The following is a 20,495-nucleotide window of genomic DNA, read 5'->3' on the forward strand; positions in this document are numbered from 1 at the left end:
CCTGGAGGTCTGTATGTCACGCACTTCTCTGCCTGTAACCCTTGCCCTGACGCTGTGTGCCTTGAGCGTCGCCTCCAATGCTCAGGCTCAGACGTTTAACTGGAAGGCCCAAAGAGGTAAGACCATTTCGGTCAGCGTGGTGAAGAGCCCCTGGTCCGACATCCTGCAAGACCGGCTGGGAGAATTCGAAAAGCTCAGCGGAATCAACGTCAACCTGAGCGTCCTTCCTGAGCAGCAGGCCCGGCAGAAGCTGGCCATCGATTTTGCGTCCGGCGGGCGGACCGTTGACGTCTTTGACTCGAGCCTGACCGTCGAAAAAACCCGATTTGCTCAGGCCGGCTGGTACGAACCCCTCAACAAGTACATGGTGGCTGGCAAACTCGATCCGACCTACCGCTTCGACGACTTTTTTACTTCTGCCCGCACAGCTGTGAAAACATCTGATGGCCGCATCATTGGCTTGCCCTGGAAAGCGGACGTGCAGGTGCTGTATTACCGCAAGGACCTGTTCGCACAGGCGGGCCTGAAAGTCCCCACTACCCTCGACGAACTGGAGAATGCTGCGGAAAAACTGCATGTTCCCGGCAAGATGTACGGCTACGCTGCCCGCGGTCTGAAAAATGCGAACGTCTATACCTTCGCGTTCCCACTTCAGGCGTTTGGCGGCAAGTGGATAGACGGCAAGGGGAACTCCACGGTCAACAGTGCCCAGGCGGTCAAGGCCCTGAACTGGTACAGCAGCATGCTGAAAAAGTACGCTCCGCCCAGCGTGATCAGCTACAACTGGAGCGAGGTGCTCGGCCTGTTTCAGCAGGAGCAGCTGGCCATGTTTAACGACGGCATTGGCTTCGCAGTCCAGCTGGAAGACAAATCCAAATCCAAGGTCGCCGGGAAAGTTGGGTACGCTGTGCTCCCTGGACGCCTGGCTCCCGCGACCTACAACGCCCTGGCCATGTCATCACGCAGTGGCAACAAGGACGCGGCATTCATCTTTATGCAGTGGGCAACCAACCGGGCTTTTGACAAACATCTGGTGGAAAATGGTGTGACCTCACCCCGTCAGTCCAGCTGGACGACTGCCACCAACAAGCCCCTGGAAACCATTCCCTGGGCCAAGACGTACTTTGACGCCCTGAAGGTGGCCAAGCCAGCCTTCCCGGAAGTTCCGCCTGTTCAGGAGATGCGCGATACCGTTGGCATTGCGATCGTCCAGTCCATCCAGGGCTCTGCTTCTAAACCAGCGCTCGATCAGGCCAGCCGAGACTTCCAGACCGCGCTGAACAGCGCCAAGCAATGACATGACCACCTCGCCGTTGCCTGGCACGGCCGTCCGGCGCGCTAAGCGCCGGCCAGCCGCACCGATCCTGTTTGTTCTGCCCGCGTTGCTGCTCACGGTCATCGTGATTGCCTTTCCCCTGGGCTACACCCTGTACCAGTCGATGACCAACTGGGTGATCACCAGCCCCAATCCGCCGAAGTTCATCGGGCTGGCCAATTACGCTGAACTGCTGCGGGATCAGCGTGCGATGCAGTCGCTGGTGCGAACGCTGCTGATCACGGTGTGCTCAGTGAGCCTCCAGATGGTCCTGGGCGTAGCCATGGCGCTGGTCATGAACAAGCATTTTTTCGGTCGAGGTCTGTTCCGGACCCTGGCGTTATTTCCTGTGGTGGCCACGCCGGTGGCCATTTCATTGATTTTCGTCACGATGATGAATCCGCAGACCGGGGTCCTGAACCATTTTCTGACGTCGCTCGGTCTGAGCGCCCAGCAGTGGATCTACGCCGAGAAAAGCGTGCTGCCGGCCCTGATTCTGGTGGATACCTGGCAATGGACTCCCTTCGTGATGCTGATTGCCCTGGCCGGTCTGGCCACCCTGCCCAGCGAACCTTATGAAGCGGCCAAGATCGATGGCGCCACCGCTTGGCAGACCTTCTGGGGCATTACGCTGCCCATGTTGATGCCGTCCCTGTTCGTGGCGTTGCTGTTCCGCGCCATCGACACCCTGAAACTGTTTGACACCATCTATGCCATGACGCAGGGTGGCCCTGGGACGGCTTCAGAGACCATCAACCTGTACCTCTACACCCTGAGCTTCAACTACTTCCGTATGGGGTATGCCTCCAGCATGGTTATTGCACTGCTGGTCCTGGTGCTCGGGATCACCCTGCTGCTGATTCGGGCCCGGAAGCTCGCGGAGGACCGCTCATGACCGTTACCGGTGTTCGCTCCCCTGCCGCCACCGCCGCCCGCCGCAAAACACGGCCGCACCCGCTTATGACCCACCTGCTGCCGCTCCTGATCTCCGCGTTCTTCATTGTGCCCATCGTGTTCGTCTTTTACTGGATGGTCTCGATGTCGTTTCAGACCCAGGTGGAGATCAGCGCCAGCCCGCCGACCTTCTGGTCAGCCAATCCGACCACCGAGTGGTACAGCCAGCTGATGCGCCGGATGCCCTTTTTGCAGTACACCTGGAACAGCATGGTGGTGGGCGTCAGTGCCACCGCGATTGGCCTGGCCATAGGCCTTCCGGCTGCCTACGCCATCGCCCGCTGGAAGCTCACAAGCCTCAGCACACTGTTCCTGATCACCCGCATCACACCGGCCATCAGCTTTCTGATTCCCTGGTACATCATTGCCAAACGGCTGGGTCTGGGTGACTCGCTGGTGATCATCACCCTGCTGCACATCACCATCACCCTGCCGCTGATCATCTGGATTATGATCGGATTTTTCGAGGCGCTGCCGACTGATCTCGAGCAGGCCGCCACGGTGGACGGCTGCAATGCCTGGCAGTCCTTCGCCCTGATTGCCGTGCCCCTGGTGAAGCCAGGCATCGTGGCCGCGATTATCCTGGCTTTCATTCAGTCGTGGAACAACTTCCTGTTCGCGGCGGTCCTGGGTGGACCCGGGTCGCAGACCCTCCCTGTGACGGTTTACGGCATGTTGAGCTTCGAGCAGGCGAACTGGGGCCCTCTGGCCGCAGCGGCCACCCTGGTGTGCCTGCCTGTCATCGTGGGCACCATTTTCTTCCAACGCCAACTGGTCGAGGGCCTGACGGCCGGCGCCATGAAGGGCTGAACCTCCTTTTCACCGACCTTCCTTCAAGTCCTACAGGGACCAGACCTGACATCTGCTGAGTTGCCAGGAGTGGTCCCGTGTTCTTACCCGCCTTGTTCTCCTGCTCCGCCGAGGTATCTATGACGCACGCTCATTCTTCTGCCTTTCACGTTCGTGGCCTGGTCGTTCCCATCGTCACGCCTTACACCCCTCATGGCGCAGTGGACCTCAAGCAGGCCGAAGCCCTGGCCCGTTTTTATGCGCTTCAGGGGGTGCCGGCGCTATTTCCTGGGGGGACCACGGGCGAGTTCGCCCTGCTGACGCTGGACGAGCGCGAGGCCCTGCTGGAAGCGGTCGTGCGGGGTGTCCGGTCCAGCGGCACGGCTGAGACGCAGATCATTGCCCACACGGGGGCGGCAACGCTGGACGAGGTGCTGCGTCTTAGCCGACACGCCCAGGCTCAGGGCGTGCCAGCCGTGGCGGTCGTTACGCCCTTTTATTACGAGTACGAGGACGCGGCCGTGCTGGCTTTCTACCAGACCGTGTGCCGGACCCTGCCCGACCTGGGGGTGTACGCATACACCATCCCGCAGCGCGCCGGCAACTCAATGACCGCTTCCAGCGTGGCTGAACTGTGCCGTGAGCCGAACTTTGCAGGAATCAAAGACTCCAGCGGTGATATGCACCGCCTGCTGACTCTCATCGAGGTGCCAGGCCTGAGCGTGCTGGCCGGGGCGGACGATCTGTGCTTTCCCTTCATGATCAGCGGGGGGCACGGCCTTGTCTCAGGCCCGGCCGGTGTGGTTCCGGAGTTGTTCCAGGCCTTTTTCGCAGCGCTGAATACCCAGCAGGTTGAACGCGCCATGGCGCTCGCACGGCACATCCGTGTCTTCAGCCGCATCATCCGTGGGGGCGGCCGCATCGATTACCTCAAGGCCGGCCTCGACTGGCGGGGGCTGACCAACGGCCCATCGCGCCAGCCTCTTCCGAACATGGGCGCTGAAGAGAGGCGCGCGTTGACGCAGCAGCTCGTGACGTTTGCCCAGGCCCTGGCCGGAGACGGCGTCACGCTGACCAGTGCCGCCGTACGGGACGCCGTGGTGTGAAGCGCAGCATAGTTGCTTGTTTTTGCGCCGCTCGCTGTCTGAAGCCCAGCTGTGCCTGGTGGAGCGCCGCATGATCCTGGTTGCCGGCAGCATCAATATCGACTTTGCCGTGCAGGTCCAGGCGCTGCCCGCTCCAGGTGAGACGGTGATGGGCAGCGCCTACCTGGTGAGTCCCGGCGGCAAGGGGGCCAATCAGGCGGTGGCCTGTGCGCGCGCCGGCGCCCCGGTGCAGTTTGTGGGCTGCGCCGGATCCGACGCATATGGCGACCAGCTTCGCGAGGCCCTCCAGTCTGACGGGATCGATACCACCTCCCTGCGCCGTGTCGACGGTCAGACCGGCGCGGCATTCGTTACGGTCGGGAGCGACGGTGAAAACACCATTGCCGTGGCGAGCGGCGTGAACCAGGCCCTGCGGGAGGCTGACCTGCCTGAGCTCAACGGCGTGACGCACCTGATCTTGCAGCTGGAAATTCCTTTGGAAACGGTCCGCGCCTTTGCTCAGGCAGCCCGCCGCGCAGGTGTACATGTCACCCTGAACGCAGCCCCGGCACATCCCTTGGATGATGAGCTGCTAGGGCTGGTGGACCTTCTGATCGTCAATGCCGGTGAGCTGGAAGCCCTGTGTGGTGCCCAGGCTGGCGCCGGTCTGGAGTACCAGCTTGAAGTGCTGTCCGGCCGTGGACCGAAAGCGATTGTGGTGACCTTAGGAGCGGACGGCGCCGCCTTCTGGACCAATGGGCGCTGCCACCGAAGTGCCGCATTTGCCGTACAGGCAGTGGACACGACCGGAGCCGGCGACACCTTCGTGGGTGTGCTGGTCGCAGCGCTGCGTCATATGGACCTGACCGCTGCGGTGCAGCGCGCTTCAGCCGCGGCCGCACTGGCCTGCACCCAGCGTGGCGCCCAGATCAGCATGCCCCGGTTGTCCGCTATCGAGCGGCTTCTCGCTTCCACTGTGCGCTGAATATTTTTGCTCCCCACGGGGGCGAGCGGCCCTGTGCTGTGCGGGCCCTGGAGAACCTATGACCATATCCTCCCTTCCCTTGACTGAAGCCTATCTGGTCGCCAGCGGTGACATGCGCCTCGCTGCCAACCAGCAGTGCTGGCCGGCCCAGGCCCATATGGAGGCGCAGCTGACTCAGGCGCTCAGTGCGCTGGGCGTGAAGCTCACCCGGGCGCACGACGTCGATCCACAGGAGCGCCACGGCTTTATTTCCTCGCAGCGAATGGGGATGGACGTCTTCAGACGCATTCCCAAGGATGCCCCGGTTATTGTCGCTGAGGCCGTCTGGCAATACAGCCACCATGTTCTGGCTGGCCTGCGTGCACACCGCGGCCCCATTCTGACGGTGGCCAACTGGAGTGGGCAGTGGCCAGGACTGGTAGGGCTGCTCAATCTCAATGGCAGCCTCACCAAGATGAACATCGATTACAGCTCGCTCTGGAGCGAAGATTTTCAGGACGAATTTTTTGTTTCCAGGCTGGCCGAATGGGTCCGGACAGGTCGGGTGACCCATGACCGCACGCATGTCCGGTCGTTTGACGCTCAGCGCGTGCCCGAGGCGCACCGGACCCTGGGCACCCAGCTGGCCCAAAGCATGCTGGAGCAACAGGCCATCCTGGGCACTTTCGACGAAGGCTGCATGGGCATGTACAACGCTGTTATTGACGACGAGCTGCTCAATCCTCTGGGGATCTACAAGGAGCGGCTCAGCCAGTCGGCCCTGTATGCCGGAATGCAGCAGGTAACAGACAGTGAGGCCGAGGCGGCCCTGGACTGGCTGCTCGAACGAGGGATGCAGTTCGCCTGGGGCGCGGACCCGGCCACCGAACTGACCCGCGCCCAGACCCTTGACCAGCTCAAGATGTACGTGGCTGCCATGCGCATCGCCGCGCAGTTTGGCTGTGACGCGATCGGGATCCAGTACCAGCAGGGCCTCAAGGACCTCGCTCCAGCCAGCGACCTGGCTGAAGGACTGCTGAATAACCCTGAGCGTCCACCCGTGCACGACGCCCGGACTGGCGAGGAGCTCTACGCTGGTCAGGCGCTGCCACATTTCAACGAAGTGGATGAAGGAGCGGCGGTGGACGGTCTGGTGACCCATCACGTCTGGACGGCGCTGGGCCTGAATCCTGCCAACACCCTTCATGACCTGCGGTGGGGCGAAGACCATGACGGACAGTTCGTGTGGGTTCTGATGATTTCCGGCGCGGCTCCAGCGGCTCACTTTGCAGGTGGATATCAGGGAGCGTCCAGTGAGCGCCAGCCGCCGATGTACTTTGCCCAGGGGGGCGGCACGCTGAAAGGGGAGAGCCGGCCCGGTGACCTGGTCTGGTCGCGGGTTTATATTCAGGGCGGCCGGTTGCACGTGGACCTGGGCCTGGGACGGGCGGTGGCCCTGCCGGAGGCAGAAGTGCAGCGTCGCTGGTCTCTCACGACACCCCAGTGGCCGATAATGAATGCGGTGCTGGAGGGGGTAAGCCGGGACCAGATGATGGCGCAGCACCAGGCCAACCATATTCAGGTGGCCTACGCGCCCAGCCGGGACGCGGCCCTGGAAGCGCTCAACGTCAAGGCCACGCTGTTCGACGCGCTGGGTGTGGACGTCCATCTGTGCGGATTCCAGGCGTGACCGCGGGCAGTCCCGTACTGCTCGGGCTGGACATTGGAACCTACTCGAGTAAGGGTGTTCTGGTCGGTGTAGACGGACGCATTGTTGCCCAGCATGTCATCGCGCACCAGATTTCGATGCCCGCGCCCGGTCATGTGGAACAGGATGCAGACGCGGTGTGGTGGGGAGATGCCCAGACCCTGATCCGCACGCTCCTGCAAGGCGTTGATCCTGCTCGTGTGGTCGGAGTGGCATGCAGCGCCATCGGGCCGACTCTGCTGCCGCTGGACGAGCGCGGGGCTCCTTTGCGGCCCGGCATCCTCTACGGGGTGGATACTCGCGCTGGGGCCCAGATCGACGCCATGAACCATGACCTGGGAGAGGACCAGGTGTTTCTCCACAGCAATATGGCCCTGACCAGCCAGGCCATCGGCCCCAAAATCCGCTGGTTGCGCGAGCATGAGCCTGCGCTCTGGGCCAGGACCCGAACGCTGACAACGGCAAGCAGTTACCTGGTGTACCGCCTGACCGGACGGCACGTGATGGACCATCATACGGGCGCGCACTTCATGCCCCTGTATGACCCGCGCACGCGGCAGTGGTCCGAGACCTTCCGCGCCGCTGTGCTCGCTGACCGGGGCCTTGACCTCCTGCCGGACCTGGCATGGAGTGATGAGCGGGCGGGCGTGGTCACAGCGGAGGCGGGCGCGCTGACTGGCCTGCGTCCGGGCACCCCCGTAGCGGTGGGCACGGTGGACGCGCTGGCCGAAGCCATCAGCGTCGGGGCGACCCAGCCAGGCGACCTGATGGTCATGTATGGCTCGACCACATTTTTCGTGCTGGTGCAGACGGCCCCGACCCCGGACCCGCGGGTGTGGTCGGTGGGCGGAGCTTTTCCAGGTCAGGTTAATCTCGCGGCGGGGATGGGAACCACCGGCAGCCTGACCCGCTGGATGGCCGACGAGTTTGCCCGTGAACTGCCCACCGATCAAGCGTATGACGCACTCTTCGCTGAGGCCGCCCGGATCGATCCAGGTGCTGACGGTCTGCTCATGCTGCCCTATCTCAGTGGTGAGCGGACGCCGATCAACGATCCCCGCGCGCGTGGCGTGATCGCGGGTCTGACGCTGACGCATACACGCGGTCATCTGTTCAGGGCGGCACTTGAGGGCGTGGGATTTGGCATTCGTCACAACCTGGAAGCCTTTAGCGACCTGGGTGCAGATATCCGCCGGGTCATTGCTGTGGGTGGCGGCACGAAAGGCCGGGTCTGGCTTCAGATCGTCAGTGACATCACTGGCGTTTCACAGGAGATGGCGCAGATCAGTCTCGGTGCGAGTTATGGCGACGCGTTCCTGGCGGGACGGGCAGCGGGGGTGCTTGCCCCTGAAGAGCTGCAGAGGTGGATCCAGCCGGCTGAACCGGTGGTACCGAACATGGCAGCCAAGAGAACGTACGACCGGCTCTACCCCTTGTACCGCGACCTGTACACCACGACAGCTTCAACGGTGCATGCGCTCTCTCAGTGATTGGCTCTGGCCTCATGCTCGTTGCCTGCGCAAACCGTTCCGTAGCGTAGGCACAGCGGGGACCTCTCTGATGCTCGGTGTGCCCCAGCGTCACCATGGCGCAGGAAGCGTCTCCTCCCCGAGATTTCGGGAAAGTGGAGCCGGTGCCTGCCCAAACCCGCGCACCTCGACCCCGGGAATAGAAATTTCCCGTCGGTCGAGGTGCGCAGCTACAGCAGATTGAGTGTTCAGATCATTTGCGCAGTGCTCAGGCTGCCTCTCAGCACCCGATATTCTGTCCGAAATACTTGCGGCTCAACTGCGCCGAACCGCCATTCGTCTCCACCTGATGCAGCGCGGCGTTCACGGCGGTCTTCAGCTCCGTGTTGCCTTTGGCGAATGCCATGGCGATCTGCTCTTTCCAGAGCGTTTCCCCAAGCACCAGGCCGGCTTTTGGAAAGGTCTTCTGCGCTTCGATCGCAGCGAAACGGTCGGTCACGATAGCGGCCACCTGACCAGTCGCGACAGCGGTGGTGACTGCCAGACTGGAGTTGTAAACCTGCACGCTCTTGTCGAACGGCAGCTTACGCAGGAAGCTGAAGTACGTACTGCCAGCTTCAGCGCCCAGCTTCTTTCCGGCCAGTGCCTTGGTTGTCAGCGGGCCACCCTTACGGGTCAGGATGACACCGCCTGTGCAGTAGTGCGGTGACGCAAATTCCACGGTCTTTGCCCGGGTGCTGTTAATAGCGTGCGAGGCGATGACCACGTCGATTTCTTTTGGGCGGTCGTTCACTTCCTTGAGCAATCCGTCGAACGGCCGCACGACCCACTCGATGCGCAGGCCCATCTGCCGGGCCACCTGCTCTGCGAGGTCCACTTCAAACCCCTTGGCGACGCCACCTTTCATGTAGTTAAACGGCTCGAAATCAGCGCTTGTGGCAACCTTCAATACGCCGCTGGCTTTGATGTCACTGAGCGTGCGGGCCTGAGCGGCACTTCCTACCATCAATGCCAGCCCAGCCAGCAACGAAATCTTTAAACGCATACAGTTCTCCTGAAATCCATAAATATGCATACAAGATGCGTCAGGCAGTCTCACCAAGATGTCACGGCGCCTAGAGTCCAGAGTATTAAGGTTGCCTCCCGGAGTGCTGTTTGGCTGACTCTTCTCTTCGTATCCGGCGCAATTTCAGTCATTGTTTGTAGAAATTTCACAGCCAGCCCGGCATGACCCGGTCGGGACAAACTCACTGCATCGACCGAATCCCGACAGGAAGCCAGGTAAACGCTTTCTGAACTGATTTACCTGCCGCTTCTTCTATGGAAATGGGCGCCTGAATGGTTGGCTGGCAGCCATTTTCTGCTACCCTGAAGTCTCCTCAGAGTGTTCCACTGGTCTTGGTCACGAACAGCAGTTGGAGTGGAGATCTGGGACGATAAGGAGTCTCATGCATCCTTCAGAGACCGGTCCCGTGTTCGCAGGCTCGATCCCATCAGTTTATGCGCAGTACCTGGTGCCGCTCATTTTTGAATCCTACGCTGCTGATCTGGCTTCCCGAGTGGCCGGACACCAGCCGGCCAGGGTTCTGGAGATTGCCGCAGGCACGGGTGTTGTGACCCGCCAGCTTGCCCACGCTTTGCCACCGGGAACCTCGATTGTGGCTTCCGATCTCAGCCAGCCGATGCTCGATCAGGCGGCATTGGCGGGAACAGAGCGGCCCGTCGAGTGGAAGCAGGCGGACGCCCAGCACCTCCCGTTTCCTGACGCATCGTTTGACGTGGTGGTTTGTCAGTTCGGGGTCATGTTTTTTCCAGAGAAAGCGAGGGCATTCGCGGAAGTCAGGCGGGTGCTCCGTCCTCACGGCGAGTTTGTATTCAATGTCTGGGACCGGATCGAAGAAAACGAATTTCCTCAGACCATCGTCCAGGCAATCAGTACTCTCCTCCCGGAGGATCTATTGCCTTTCATCACCCGGATCCCCTATGGGTATCACGATCCTGTCGTCATCGCTCGGGACCTTGCGGCTGGGGGGTTCACCGAGACGCCTGCAATCACGTTCCTGACTGCACTCAGCCGCGCGGGTTCACCGGATATACCCGCTGTGGCGTTCTGCCAGGGTACGCCTATGCGGGATGAACTGGAGGAACGGGGGCCTACAACACTCGCACAGGCCACTGACCTTGCGACCGCTGCGATAGCCGCCCGTTTCGGGCCGGGTGACGTGACTGGGAAATTGCGCGCCCTGGTCGTTTCGGTGAAACGGGATGCGCCAGCAGTCCACAGGTGAAGGATGTTCCGGATGGTCCTTGGGATAGACCGGCAGCGTGCCCCAGGTCGACCTCTTCAAGGCTGAGCGTGGAAAGTAACTGGAATTCTGCGCCTGATCAGGGAAGCAGGGTTGTTCATCTGGCTGGGCGCAGGCATAGGGATAGCAACTTTCGAAGGCGTCCCAGACAGCCTGGAAAGTAAGCGCCTGGTTACCGGTCCCGCATGGCGCTCACCAGGGCAAGGCGTTACATCTCTGCTGAACCAGCGCGGCGCTCGTTCAAGGAACTAGGTATAGCGCGGTCCCAACAAGGGTCACTCCCTGCCTCATGACAGTGCGGTGGTTCCTGTCTTGATGACTGCAAACCTTGGAAAAGCGGCTCGCCTAAACTGCACTCTCTTGACAAGGCAGCCTGTGAAGACTTCCCTCTGACCGGCATATGGGTCAAGAACGGGGCCGGGATGGGCCGGGTCCTGAAGGTCTTCACGATTGACAAAGGAATTTCGCTGGCTGTGTGTTGTTTCCCTATGCTCACCTCACAAGGAAGACGGTACCCCGAATCTCGGATAATTCACTGGTTGTCTGACTTCAAGGTCCGCCCAGTGATGGCAGTCGGGGAGAAGGACCTGCCCCTTGTTCACAGGATGAAGCGTCTCGTTTTGAGCCGTATGTGGACGCCTGGCTACGCCTGGTCCCGTTGTTTCTGGAACTGCTTTGCTGAGGAGTGCAGCGATGGATTTTAGGGATGACCCTCCGCAACCCGCTTCTCTGATCCAGGCCGGTGCCGGACTGACCGGGGCCATTGCCACGGCCCTCCTACAGACGTCGCTGGACTGCATGATCGTTATAGACCAGAACAACCTGGTGGTGGAATGGAACCCGGCAGCGGAGCAGGTGTTTTCCTACAGCCGTCAGGACACGTTAGGAAGGAATCTGAGCACGCTGATTATCCCGCCTGCGTTCCGCGAGGGCCATGAACGAGGCATGCGCCGGTACCTGACCACACGTATTCCCCGTATCGCCAACCGTGTCAAGGTTTTTGCTCAGCGCCGCAATGGCGATACCTTTCCCTGCGAAATCGCCTTTCATCCCCTGGAGTTCAGCGGCTCTACCTTCTTTGCTGCCGTATTGCGTGACATCAGCGAACAGATTCGTACCGAGGAGGTCCTGCGGGAAAGCGAGGAGCGGTACCGTACGATCTTTGATCAGGCGGCTCTGGGGATTGCCCATGTCAGTGTGAAGGGGCACTGGGAGCGCGTGAATCAGACGCTTTGCCATATCCTGGGATACACGCATGAAGACCTTCTGGCGCTGACCTATCCGGACGTAACGCACCAGGACGATCTGGAGCAGGTCAAGGAGCATGCCGAACTGCTGCTGTCGGATGGAGTCCATACCTCGTGCATTCAGCACCGCTTCGTTCGCCGGGACCAGTCTGTGGTGTGGGTGAAAGTCACGAGTTCTGTGATGCGCAAGGCAAGCGGCGAGGCCCAGTCGTTTATCGCCATGGTCGAAGACATCACTGAGATCCAGCGCGCGGAGGAGGAACTTCGGTTGGCCGCAGAGGATCTCGAACGGCGTGTCGAGGCCCGTACGGCTGACCTGACGAACCTCAGCGCGCAGCTTCAGACGCAGGTGCTCGAACTTGAGCAGCGGAACCGTGAAACGCGTCTCCTGGGTGAAATGAGCGACATGCTGCAGGCCTGCCTGACTATTTCGGAAGTTGAACAGGTGGTGGCGCAACATGCCTCCGAATTGTTTCCGGGCGTGGGCGGGGCATTGTATGCCTTCGAATCGTCCAGGACAGTTCTTCAGGAGACCATCAGCTGGAACGGTGGCAGCTCAAGTTCGTCGGTCTTTGTGCCGGTCGAATGCTGGGGCCTGCGCCGGGGCCGACCCTTCTCGGCCCTCGGCGAGGAAGGGCTTCATTGCCGTCACAGTTCTGCCTCTCATTCCACCCTGTGTGTTCCGATGTTGGCCCAGGGAGAAACGGTCGGACTCCTGCACCTGGAGGCTGGCAGTGCAGCGCCGTTGACCAGGCGGCAGGAACGGCTTGCGCAGACCGTTGCTGAGACGGCGGCCCTGGCAATCGTGAACTTAAGGCTCCGCGAGAGCCTTCGTCAGCAGTCCATCCGGGATCCCCTGACGGGGCTCTACAACCGGCGTTACCTGGAGGAATCCTTCGAACGCGAACTGCACCGCGCTCAGCGCAGTGATGATCCTATTGCCGTCATCATGCTGGATATCGACCATTTCAAACACTTCAATGACTCGCACGGTCATGAGGCCGGGGATGAACTGCTGCGGGCCCTGGGTCAGCTCCTGTCAGGATGTATCCGCGCGGAGGATGTGGCCTGCCGCTACGGGGGAGAGGAGTTCGCTATGGTGTTTCCCGGCATGACTCTGGACCAGGCGACACGGTGGGCCGATCAGCTGCGCCATACGGTCGAAAGCACACAGTTCGCAAGTCGCGGTGAAGCCCTGGAGCAGGTCAGCGTCTCCCTTGGTGTAGCCGCCTTTCCGCAGCATGGCCGCCATCTGGCCGATCTGATCCGGGCTGCGGACGCTGCCTTGTACCGGGCAAAACGCGAGGGGCGAAACCGTGTCATCACGGCAGACGGTGCCTCAAGATAAGCATCAGCGCAAGCTGATGAAGTGGCCAGCGATCGACCTGAAGCTGCCATCACTGGAAATGTTGACGCTTTTACCCGCATGCACAGTCCGAATCAGGCAGTGATCTGGAACTACCTGGTTGAGGATAATGGTCACAACGAAATCCATAGGAATTCATAGATGCACACTTTGATGCCTTTTCGGTGTCGTAGTGCACTGTCATTGTGCGTACCTGCGGGAACACATGCGAGGCTGACGTCGGGTGCTGGAAGGTTGCTGCCCCAGGGCTTATGCACACTTTTGGCTGGATCCGGTGACGTCTGGTTGGCAGAGGTTGGCCTAGATATGCCAGAGACGGCATTCTGGGTGTGATGACCGATGACGGAACACCACGGCGCTACCTGCAGGTTCAGCAGCGCCTTCAGGAAATGCTTGATGGCGGGGATTACCAACCCGGAGACAAGGTGCCGTCCGAGCGGGAACTGGCCCAGACCCTGGGAGTCAGTCGCATGACGGTTCGCCGCGCGGTGGATAACCTCGTGAAACTGGGGTTACTGGAGCGTGACAGCACGACAGGCACCCGGGTCAGCACACCCAGGGTCCGGCGTCTGCTGAACCATGCCCACCTGCACAGCATCACGCAAATGGTGGCGGCCACAGGTGGACGGGCAGGGGGAAAGCTGCTGGAGTTTCTGGTCACCCCTGCCTCGGTAGGTGTGGCGGAGAAACTGCTTGTGCCGGCAGGAAGTCCGGTTGTGACGATTCGTCGACTGAGGCTGGTGGATGACATGCCGTTCTGTCTGGAAACCAGTTATCTGCCGGCGCGGCGCGTACCTGGGCTGGCAGCTGAGGACCTGTTGGAGGGAGGGTCCCTGTATGAGCTGCTGGAGGCGCGGTATGGGATTGCAGCGGCGGTAGGGGAGAGCCTGATCAGTGTCTCATTCGCGACCGTATCTGAAGCGCAGGCCTTGAAGTTGCCTGTGAATCATGCCGTGTTGCTGTACCGGTCGGTTGTGCAGGATACACAGGGGCAACCGTTCGAGTATCTGAAATCGGTGAACCATCCGGGGCTCGTGGTGTTCAACATCGGCGAGGGACGGCCTGGACCTCAGGAAGGATAGATGGAACGGCGTCTTGACGAAGCAGGCTCCTCCCCTTACGCTTGGTCTATACCAAGTAGACCAAGGAGTTGCATGACCATTTCAGATGCTGGCCCGGCCGTTGTGGCCTCACCCATCAACCGCGAGCTCATTATCAACAGCCTGCAAGGCGCACTGCAGGCCAAGAACGCAGCGGCAACGCTTGGCCGCGACCTCGCTCACCAGATCGACCGCATCTATTTCGTGGCCTGCGGTGCCCCCAACCGCGTCATGCTCAGCCTGGAGTACTGGCTGGATCATGCGCGCACCGACCTGCAGGTCAAACGGTACTTCCCGGCTGAATTCCTGGCGATGCAACCTCACCTGGACGAGCGCACCCTGGTGATCCTTGCGTCGAAGTCCGGCACGACACAGGAAACCGTTCAGGCAGCGCAGTTCCTGCGGAGCCAGCCCTGCCGCACGCTCGTCGTCACGACAACAGCCGACAAGCCCCTTGCGCAGGGCGCACAGCACCTGTTCCTGATGGGTGAAACCGAACAGGCGCACACCGGCATCTACATCGTGCTGCAGGGCCTGATGGCCGGACTGCTCGACGCCCGGCACGGCTACCCGCTGTACGACCAGGTGATGCGCTCGCTGGACGCCCTGCCCGCTGTCCTGGTGGAGTCCGCCGAAGTCAGCGACGCCAGGGGACGCGCCGACGCGCACACCTACCGGGACGACCATACCCTCTACCACCTGGCGTCCGGCCCGGTCTTTACCACCGCGTACGTGTTCGGCGTATGCATGCTCATGGAAATGCAGTGGCTGCACAGCGTGCCGTTTGAGGCGGCAGAATGGTTTCACGGTCCGTTCGAAATTCTGGACGCGCAGACCCCTGTCATGGTGCTCCTCGGTGAGGATCCCAGCCGTCCGCTGGCCGAGCGGGCCCTGACCTTCTGCCGCAAGTACACCAACCGCGTGATGAAGTACGACTCCCGGGACCTGCCCATGACCGGCGTCGATCCCGAAGTGCGCGCCCTCTTTGCCCCTTACGCCCTTCAGGCTGCTCTCAACCGCTTTGCTGAGCATCTGGCAGCCGAGCGCAACCACTCGCTGGACACCCGGCGGTACATGTGGGTCACGGACTACTGACATGCCCCGCCTGCTTGGCATCGGTGACAACACAGTAGACCTCTACCTGAGCGACGGCACCATGTACCCCGGCGGGAACGCCGTAAACGTGGCGGTACTCAGCGCCAGGCTCGGGCATTCAGCCAGTTACGTTGGCTGCGTCGGCACGGACGCCGCTGGAGAACTGATCCTCAGCGCTCTGCGTGCAGAAGGCGTAGACCTGAGCCATTGCCGTCAGATGGAGGGCATGACCTCCTGGAGCGGCATTGAGCACCGTGACGGGGACCGTTATTTCGTCGGCAGTGCCCCCGGGGTACAGGGCGAGTGGACCCTCACCGAAGCCGACCTGACGTTCACCGCCGCACATGACCTGGTGCACACCAGCATCTACAGCCGGCTGGACGATGCTCTGCCGCGCATCCGGCAGGCCGCTGCTCTCCTGTCCTATGACTTTTCATCCGAGTGGACAACGGACCTGCTGGCCCGCGTTGCTCCGCAACTGGACGTGGCCTTCCTCTCGGCCGGGGAAGACCCGCTGCCAGAGGCGACCGCGCTTGCCGAGGAGGTCGCTGGGTACGGTGCTGGCGTTGTTGTTGTGACGCGCGGTGCACGGGGGGCGCTGGCTCTGACCGACACCGTGCTCTATACGCAGAATCCCGTGCCGGCAGCGGTGGTCGATACTCTGGGTGCCGGAGACGCCTTTATTACGGCGTTCCTGCACTGCTGGGCCACCCACCATGACGTTCCCGCAGCCCTAACGGCCGGGGCGCACGAAGCCGCACGCAACTGTGCCGTACACGGCGCCTTCGGTTACGGCACTCCCATTCCTGCTCATCATCTCGCCCGGCCCTGAACCTCACGTCATAAGGAGAAGCCCATGTGTCATACCCGGATGTCTGCCCTGCTGGTTCTGGTTCCCGCCCTGTGCGCTGCTGCGCCTGCTCACGCTGCGACCCTCGCGCAGGTCAAGGCGTCGGGTGTTCTGCGGCTCGCTACCGAAGGCAACTACCCGCCTTTCAACCATTACAAGAACAAGGCACTTACCGGGTTCGAAGTAGAGCTTGGGAACGCCATCGCAAAGCAGTTGGGCGTCAAGCCCCAGTGGACAACCGTGGTGTTTGAAAGCCTGCTGCTGGGTCTGGACCGGAACCGGTATGACCTGGTGATCGCCTCGCACGGCATCACGCCCGAGCGTCTGAAAGCGGTGACGTTCTCCACCCCGCACTACTGCAGCGGAGGCGTTCTTGTCGCCCGCCCCGGCGGTCCCCGAACGCTCGAGGATCTGAAGGGCAAAGTCGTAACCATGGGCGTGAACACCTCGTACCTCGGATATGTGCAGAAACTCCCGGGCATTGGAGGTGTGAAAACCTTTCCCACCACGAACGATCAGCTGAACGCCGTGTTGAACAACCGGGCAGACGCCATGGTTCTGGACCGGTTCAACGCGATCGACGCGAGCAAGGTGCTGCCAGGCAAACTGCAGATCGGGGATGTGGTGTTCCCGGAGCGGATCGGTATGGCCATGCGCAGGAACAACGCAGAACTCGAGCAGGCGGTGAACCGGGCCCTCGCCACCCTGATGGCGAACGGTACCTATACGAAGCTCTCTCAGGCCTACTTCGGGCAGGACGTACGGTGCCCCGTCACTCCGGGTTGATGGCCTGAATACCGTTTCCTGATTCAGGTGACACGGCGGGAGCGACCTCCAAAAGGTACGAGGGCAGGAGCATAGGTTTCACGACATATTCCAAACCGTATGTACAGAACGCTGTCGTCGGTGCGAGCCCCGGTCCCCACAAGAGGTGGGGCAATTCCGTATCGACTTCCGACCGGGTCCGGAGCATCTCGTTGACTGGAAATCATCCAGGCCAGGTTTAGCAGGATGGGTCCAATGCCCGACCGGTACATAACCAATAGTGCTGATATCTCCGCACATGATCGAAGCGCGCTCCTGCAGTGAATTGCTCAGCGACTTAGCGTGACCCACAGGAAAAGACGCCCGCATGCGGGCGTCTGACGTATCCGGGGCCATACCAGTGACCCCGGAGGTGCGATCTTCAGTCGGCAGAGAGGGCGGGTTCAGGGAGGGGAGCGACAGGGGTGCCGCGCATCTGGGCGAGCACACGCTCGCGGATATCGGCAAGCAGATCCGGACGCTCACTCAGGAAGGCAATGGCTTTTTCCTTGCCCTGCCCGATGCGTTCGTCCCCGTAGCTGTAGAAGCTCCCAGCCTTCTTGATCACCTCGAAAGTGGTGGCGAGCGTGACCAGGTCATCCATGGCATCGAACCCGTGGCCGTAGCGCAGCGTCAGCTCCACTTCCTTGAACGGCGGCGCGACCTTGTTCTTGACGGTCTTGACCTTGACGCTGTGCGACACCGCCACATTGTCGACCATGGTGGACTTGCCGCCCATCTTGCGCACGTCCAACCGGACCGAGGCGTAGAACTTCAGGGCCTTGCCGCCGGTGGTGGTTTCGGGGTTGCCGTACATCACGCCGATCTTCTCGCGCACCTGGTTGATGAAGATCGCGGCGGTGCCGGTTTTGGAGACGATGCTGGTGAGTTTGCGCAGCGCCTGGCTCATCAGCCGGGCCTGCAACCCCGGGAGGCTGTCGCCCATCTCGCCCTCGATCTCGGCGCGGGGGGTCAGCGCAGCCACCGAGTCCACAACAACAACGTCGATGGCGCCGGAGCGGATCAGCAGTTCCATGATTTCCAGGGCCTGCTCGCCGTTGTCGGGCTGGGAGACCAGGAGGTCATCGGTGTTCACACCCAGGGCGCGGGCGTAGACGGGGTCGAGGGCGTGTTCGGCGTCGATAAAGGCGCAGGTGCCGCCGGCTTTCTGGGACTGGGCGATGATGCTCAGGGCGAGGGTGGTTTTGCCGCCGGATTCGGGGCCGTAGATTTCAGTGACGCGGCCTTTGGGGATGCCGCCGACGCCCAGGGCGACGTCGAGGCTGAGGCTGCCGGTGCTGATGGCCTGGACGTCGAGCTTGCTATCGGCGCCGAGTTTCATGATGCTGCCTTTGCCGAATTGTTTTTCAATCTGGCTCATGGCGGTTTGCAGAGCTTTGTGCTGGTCGGTATCCATGGGGTCTCCGGGTGGGGGCGCTCTAGGGGCAGCCCCAGAACAGGGCGTTATGATTCCAGCATAATTGTAGCAGTATGGTTAGGTTAAAATGTGGACTTTTGTTCGGTTTACCGGGTTTCAGGCGCGGTAAAGGCTGCCAGTTCACAGGGTGACGAACCAAATGCATTGGCCCTACTTCCAAGACCTGATCTCTGAATAGAGTCATGAACTCCAATCACGGCTAACGGCGAGACTTCATGCTCAGAACCGGACCAGTCAACGGCACCGAGCCCTGGCGCGCTGTGACTTTCCCCGAGCGCGCCGCCTCTAAGGACGTGATCATGCCCCGGAACGTCATTCTCATCCAGATCGACTCGTTGAACCGTCACTTCCTGCGGGCTTACGGGAACGACTGGGTACAGGCGCCCAACCTTGAAGGCTTCGCCCAGCGCGCAGTCATCTTCGATCGGCACTTCACAGGTTCGCTTCCTTGCATGCCTGCCCGCCGCGAAATCTGGGCCGGCGTGGAGGAGTTCTGGTGGCGCGGGTGGGGACCACTGGAACCGTGGGATGAGCCCATCGCGTATCACGCCAACCGCGCGGGCATCACCACACAGCTCATCACGGACCACTACCACTTCTTCGAGTGGGGTGCGCACAGCTACCACCATGATTTCGCCGGGTACGAGTTCATTCGTGGACACGAGCATGACAATCACATCACCGCGCCTCTGCGCGGGGAACCGTCCTGGGCACGCCGTATGGTGGCCGAGCACGGGGAAAGCGCCCGAATTTATCTGCGTAACGTCGCCTCCTTCGCCCATGAGAAGGACTTCTTTGCGCCCAGGGTCATGGACGCCGCGGCCCGCTGGATTGATCTCAATCACACTCAGGAACGGTTCTTCCTGCATGTGGACTGCTTCGATGTGCATGAGCCTTTCCACATACCGGAGCCGTACCGCAGCCTGTATACCGATGAGGCGCCTGACGACTTTAATCCCTGGCCACGGTACGGCCGCAGCGACGAGGGCGAACTCGCGCTGACCGAGCAGGAACTTCAGTGGATCCGCGCTCAGTTTGCTGGGAAGCTCACGATGGTCGATACCTGGCTGGGCCGGGTATTCGACGCCTTGTCAAGGCACGACCTCTGGCCAGACACTGCCGTCATTATCACGACCGATCACGGACACTACCTGGGAGAACACGGGCGCATCGGCAAGCCTGCCAGCCCCCTGTGGAACACCCTTACGCACGTGCCGCTGATGGTCTGGTGTCCCGGACAGCCCGCACGGAGAGAAGGGGCCATCACGCAGCCCGTAGACCTACACGCTACCGTGCTCGACCTGCTGAACCTGCCGGGTACCGGTCCGCACTCACGGAGCTTTCTGCCCGTGCTTCTGGGTCAGCGCACAGATCACCGTGACCTGGCGGTGTACGGCTACGCCAACGCCAGAGTGGGCGTAACAAACGGCGAATGGACGCTGCTGCGCGACCACGATCCCAGACTTGGCCCGGCGCACTGGTACTCCCTGCAGGTTGGTCATCTGGATGCCCGAAGCTACCCGGCCCGCCACACGCGCCCAACTGTCTTCCCGGACCTCGTGGCCGGACAGTTCATTCCTGGCGTCCAGACCGCACATTGGCGCATGCCGGCTCAGTCGGACGACCTGCGGCACCTGACGCTCCCGCGGGAAGACCTGCTCTACCACGCGGCTGATCTCGGACAACAGCAGAACCTGCGTGTTGAGCATCCCCGCGAGATGCGGCGCCTGGAAGAACAGTTGCGCGCCCACATGACCCAACTGGGGGTACCACAAGAACAATTTGCTCGCCTGCGGCTGTGACTGGCTGTGCTCCTCACTCAGGATGCGTTCCTCTGTGCATCGAACACACAGTCACAGACCAGCCGAGGTGCAGGAACAAGTGTTTTTGTCCATCTGGTTGCACGCGAGAGCAGTTACTTTCAGGTCTGGGCGGCACTCTGACATTTCGTGCAAGGTGGAGAGCTTGGTCTCCAGTGATGAATCTTGCCGAGGTGCAGCATGCT

The 20,495-nt window shown here is 61.4% G+C and carries 16 protein-coding genes; 14 read left to right on the forward strand and 2 right to left on the reverse strand.

Going from position 1 to position 20,495, the window contains the following annotated elements; all coding sequences use genetic code 11:
• The first annotated feature begins 13 nt into the window (after nt 1-13).
• The 7 genes from DEIDE_RS16065 to DEIDE_RS16095 all read left to right on the forward strand — a co-directional run bounded on the left by DEIDE_RS16065 (nt 14) and on the right by DEIDE_RS16095 (nt 8,305).
• Nucleotides 14-1,297, forward strand: a complete 1,284-nt coding sequence (locus tag DEIDE_RS16065) for an ABC transporter substrate-binding protein (RefSeq protein ID WP_012694786.1) — start codon at nt 14-16, stop codon at nt 1,295-1,297.
• A 1-nt stretch (nt 1,298) separates the two neighbouring features.
• Nucleotides 1,299-2,210: a carbohydrate ABC transporter permease gene (locus DEIDE_RS16070; RefSeq protein WP_012694787.1), complete on the forward strand. Its 912-nt coding sequence runs from the start codon at nt 1,299-1,301 to the stop codon at nt 2,208-2,210.
• Complete coding sequence (locus tag DEIDE_RS16075; RefSeq protein WP_162485726.1) at nt 2,207-3,079, forward strand: carbohydrate ABC transporter permease; 873 nt, start codon at nt 2,207-2,209, stop codon at nt 3,077-3,079. Before DEIDE_RS16070 ends, DEIDE_RS16075 begins: the two co-directional genes overlap by 4 nt.
• Before the next feature lie 119 nt (nt 3,080-3,198).
• Nucleotides 3,199-4,164 carry a dihydrodipicolinate synthase family protein gene (locus tag DEIDE_RS16080; protein ID WP_012694789.1) on the forward strand — a complete coding sequence of 322 codons (966 nt, stop codon included), beginning with the start codon at nt 3,199-3,201 and terminating at the stop codon, nt 4,162-4,164.
• Nucleotides 4,165-4,234: 70 nt separating this feature from the next.
• Nucleotides 4,235-5,128, forward strand: coding sequence for a ribokinase (locus DEIDE_RS16085; RefSeq protein WP_041228134.1), 894 nt, complete (start codon nt 4,235-4,237; stop codon nt 5,126-5,128).
• Between the two features lie 58 nt (nt 5,129-5,186).
• Nucleotides 5,187-6,797, forward strand: coding sequence for a fucose isomerase (locus tag DEIDE_RS16090; protein WP_012694791.1), 1,611 nt, complete (start codon nt 5,187-5,189; stop codon nt 6,795-6,797).
• The gene (locus tag DEIDE_RS16095) at nt 6,794-8,305 is read left to right on the forward strand and encodes an FGGY-family carbohydrate kinase (RefSeq protein WP_041228135.1); all 1,512 of its coding nucleotides are present in this window, start codon (nt 6,794-6,796) and stop codon (nt 8,303-8,305) included. Before DEIDE_RS16090 ends, DEIDE_RS16095 begins: the two co-directional genes overlap by 4 nt.
• Nucleotides 8,306-8,564: 259 nt before the next feature.
• Here DEIDE_RS16095 and DEIDE_RS16100 read toward each other — a convergent pair whose 3' ends face one another.
• A complete protein-coding gene (locus DEIDE_RS16100; RefSeq protein WP_012694793.1) occupies nt 8,565-9,329 on the reverse strand; it encodes an ABC transporter substrate-binding protein in 765 nt (254 codons plus the stop codon).
• A 403-nt stretch (nt 9,330-9,732) separates the two neighbouring features.
• Here DEIDE_RS16100 and DEIDE_RS16105 point away from each other — a divergent pair, with 403 nt between their 5' ends.
• The 6 genes from DEIDE_RS16105 to DEIDE_RS16130 all read left to right on the forward strand — a co-directional run bounded on the left by DEIDE_RS16105 (nt 9,733) and on the right by DEIDE_RS16130 (nt 17,034).
• Entirely contained in the window at nt 9,733-10,572 is an 840-nt protein-coding gene (locus DEIDE_RS16105; RefSeq protein WP_012694794.1) for a class I SAM-dependent methyltransferase, read from the forward strand.
• Nucleotides 10,573-11,283: 711 nt separating this feature from the next.
• Entirely contained in the window at nt 11,284-13,185 is a 1,902-nt protein-coding gene (locus tag DEIDE_RS18240) for a sensor domain-containing diguanylate cyclase (protein ID WP_012694795.1), read from the forward strand.
• Between the two features lie 350 nt (nt 13,186-13,535).
• A complete protein-coding gene (locus DEIDE_RS16115; protein WP_012694796.1) occupies nt 13,536-14,285 on the forward strand; it encodes a GntR family transcriptional regulator in 750 nt (249 codons plus the stop codon).
• Between the two features lie 72 nt (nt 14,286-14,357).
• The gene (locus DEIDE_RS16120) at nt 14,358-15,398 is read left to right on the forward strand and encodes an SIS domain-containing protein (protein ID WP_012694797.1); all 1,041 of its coding nucleotides are present in this window, start codon (nt 14,358-14,360) and stop codon (nt 15,396-15,398) included.
• Nucleotide 15,399: 1 nt separating this feature from the next.
• Nucleotides 15,400-16,230 (forward strand): PfkB family carbohydrate kinase, encoded by an 831-nt coding sequence (locus tag DEIDE_RS16125; RefSeq protein WP_012694798.1) that lies wholly within the window; start codon nt 15,400-15,402, stop codon nt 16,228-16,230.
• A gap of 24 nt (nt 16,231-16,254) precedes the next feature.
• On the forward strand, nt 16,255-17,034 hold the full coding sequence (locus DEIDE_RS16130) for an ABC transporter substrate-binding protein (protein ID WP_012694799.1): 780 nt from the start codon (nt 16,255-16,257) through the stop codon (nt 17,032-17,034).
• A gap of 400 nt (nt 17,035-17,434) precedes the next feature.
• Here DEIDE_RS16130 and recA read toward each other — a convergent pair whose 3' ends face one another.
• On the reverse strand, nt 17,435-18,469 hold the full coding sequence (gene recA, locus DEIDE_RS16135) for a recombinase RecA (RefSeq protein WP_012694687.1): 1,035 nt from the start codon (nt 18,467-18,469) through the stop codon (nt 17,435-17,437).
• A gap of 236 nt (nt 18,470-18,705) precedes the next feature.
• On the opposite strand from recA, the gene DEIDE_RS16140 reads away from it, so the two are divergent.
• Nucleotides 18,706-20,292 (forward strand): sulfatase, encoded by a 1,587-nt coding sequence (locus DEIDE_RS16140; RefSeq protein ID WP_242403028.1) that lies wholly within the window; start codon nt 18,706-18,708, stop codon nt 20,290-20,292.
• Nucleotides 20,293-20,495: the final 203 nt, after the last annotated feature.

Origin of the sequence: Deinococcus deserti VCD115 (genome assembly GCF_000020685.1) — a bacterium.
Taxonomy (GTDB): Bacteria; Deinococcota; Deinococci; order Deinococcales; family Deinococcaceae; genus Deinococcus; species Deinococcus deserti.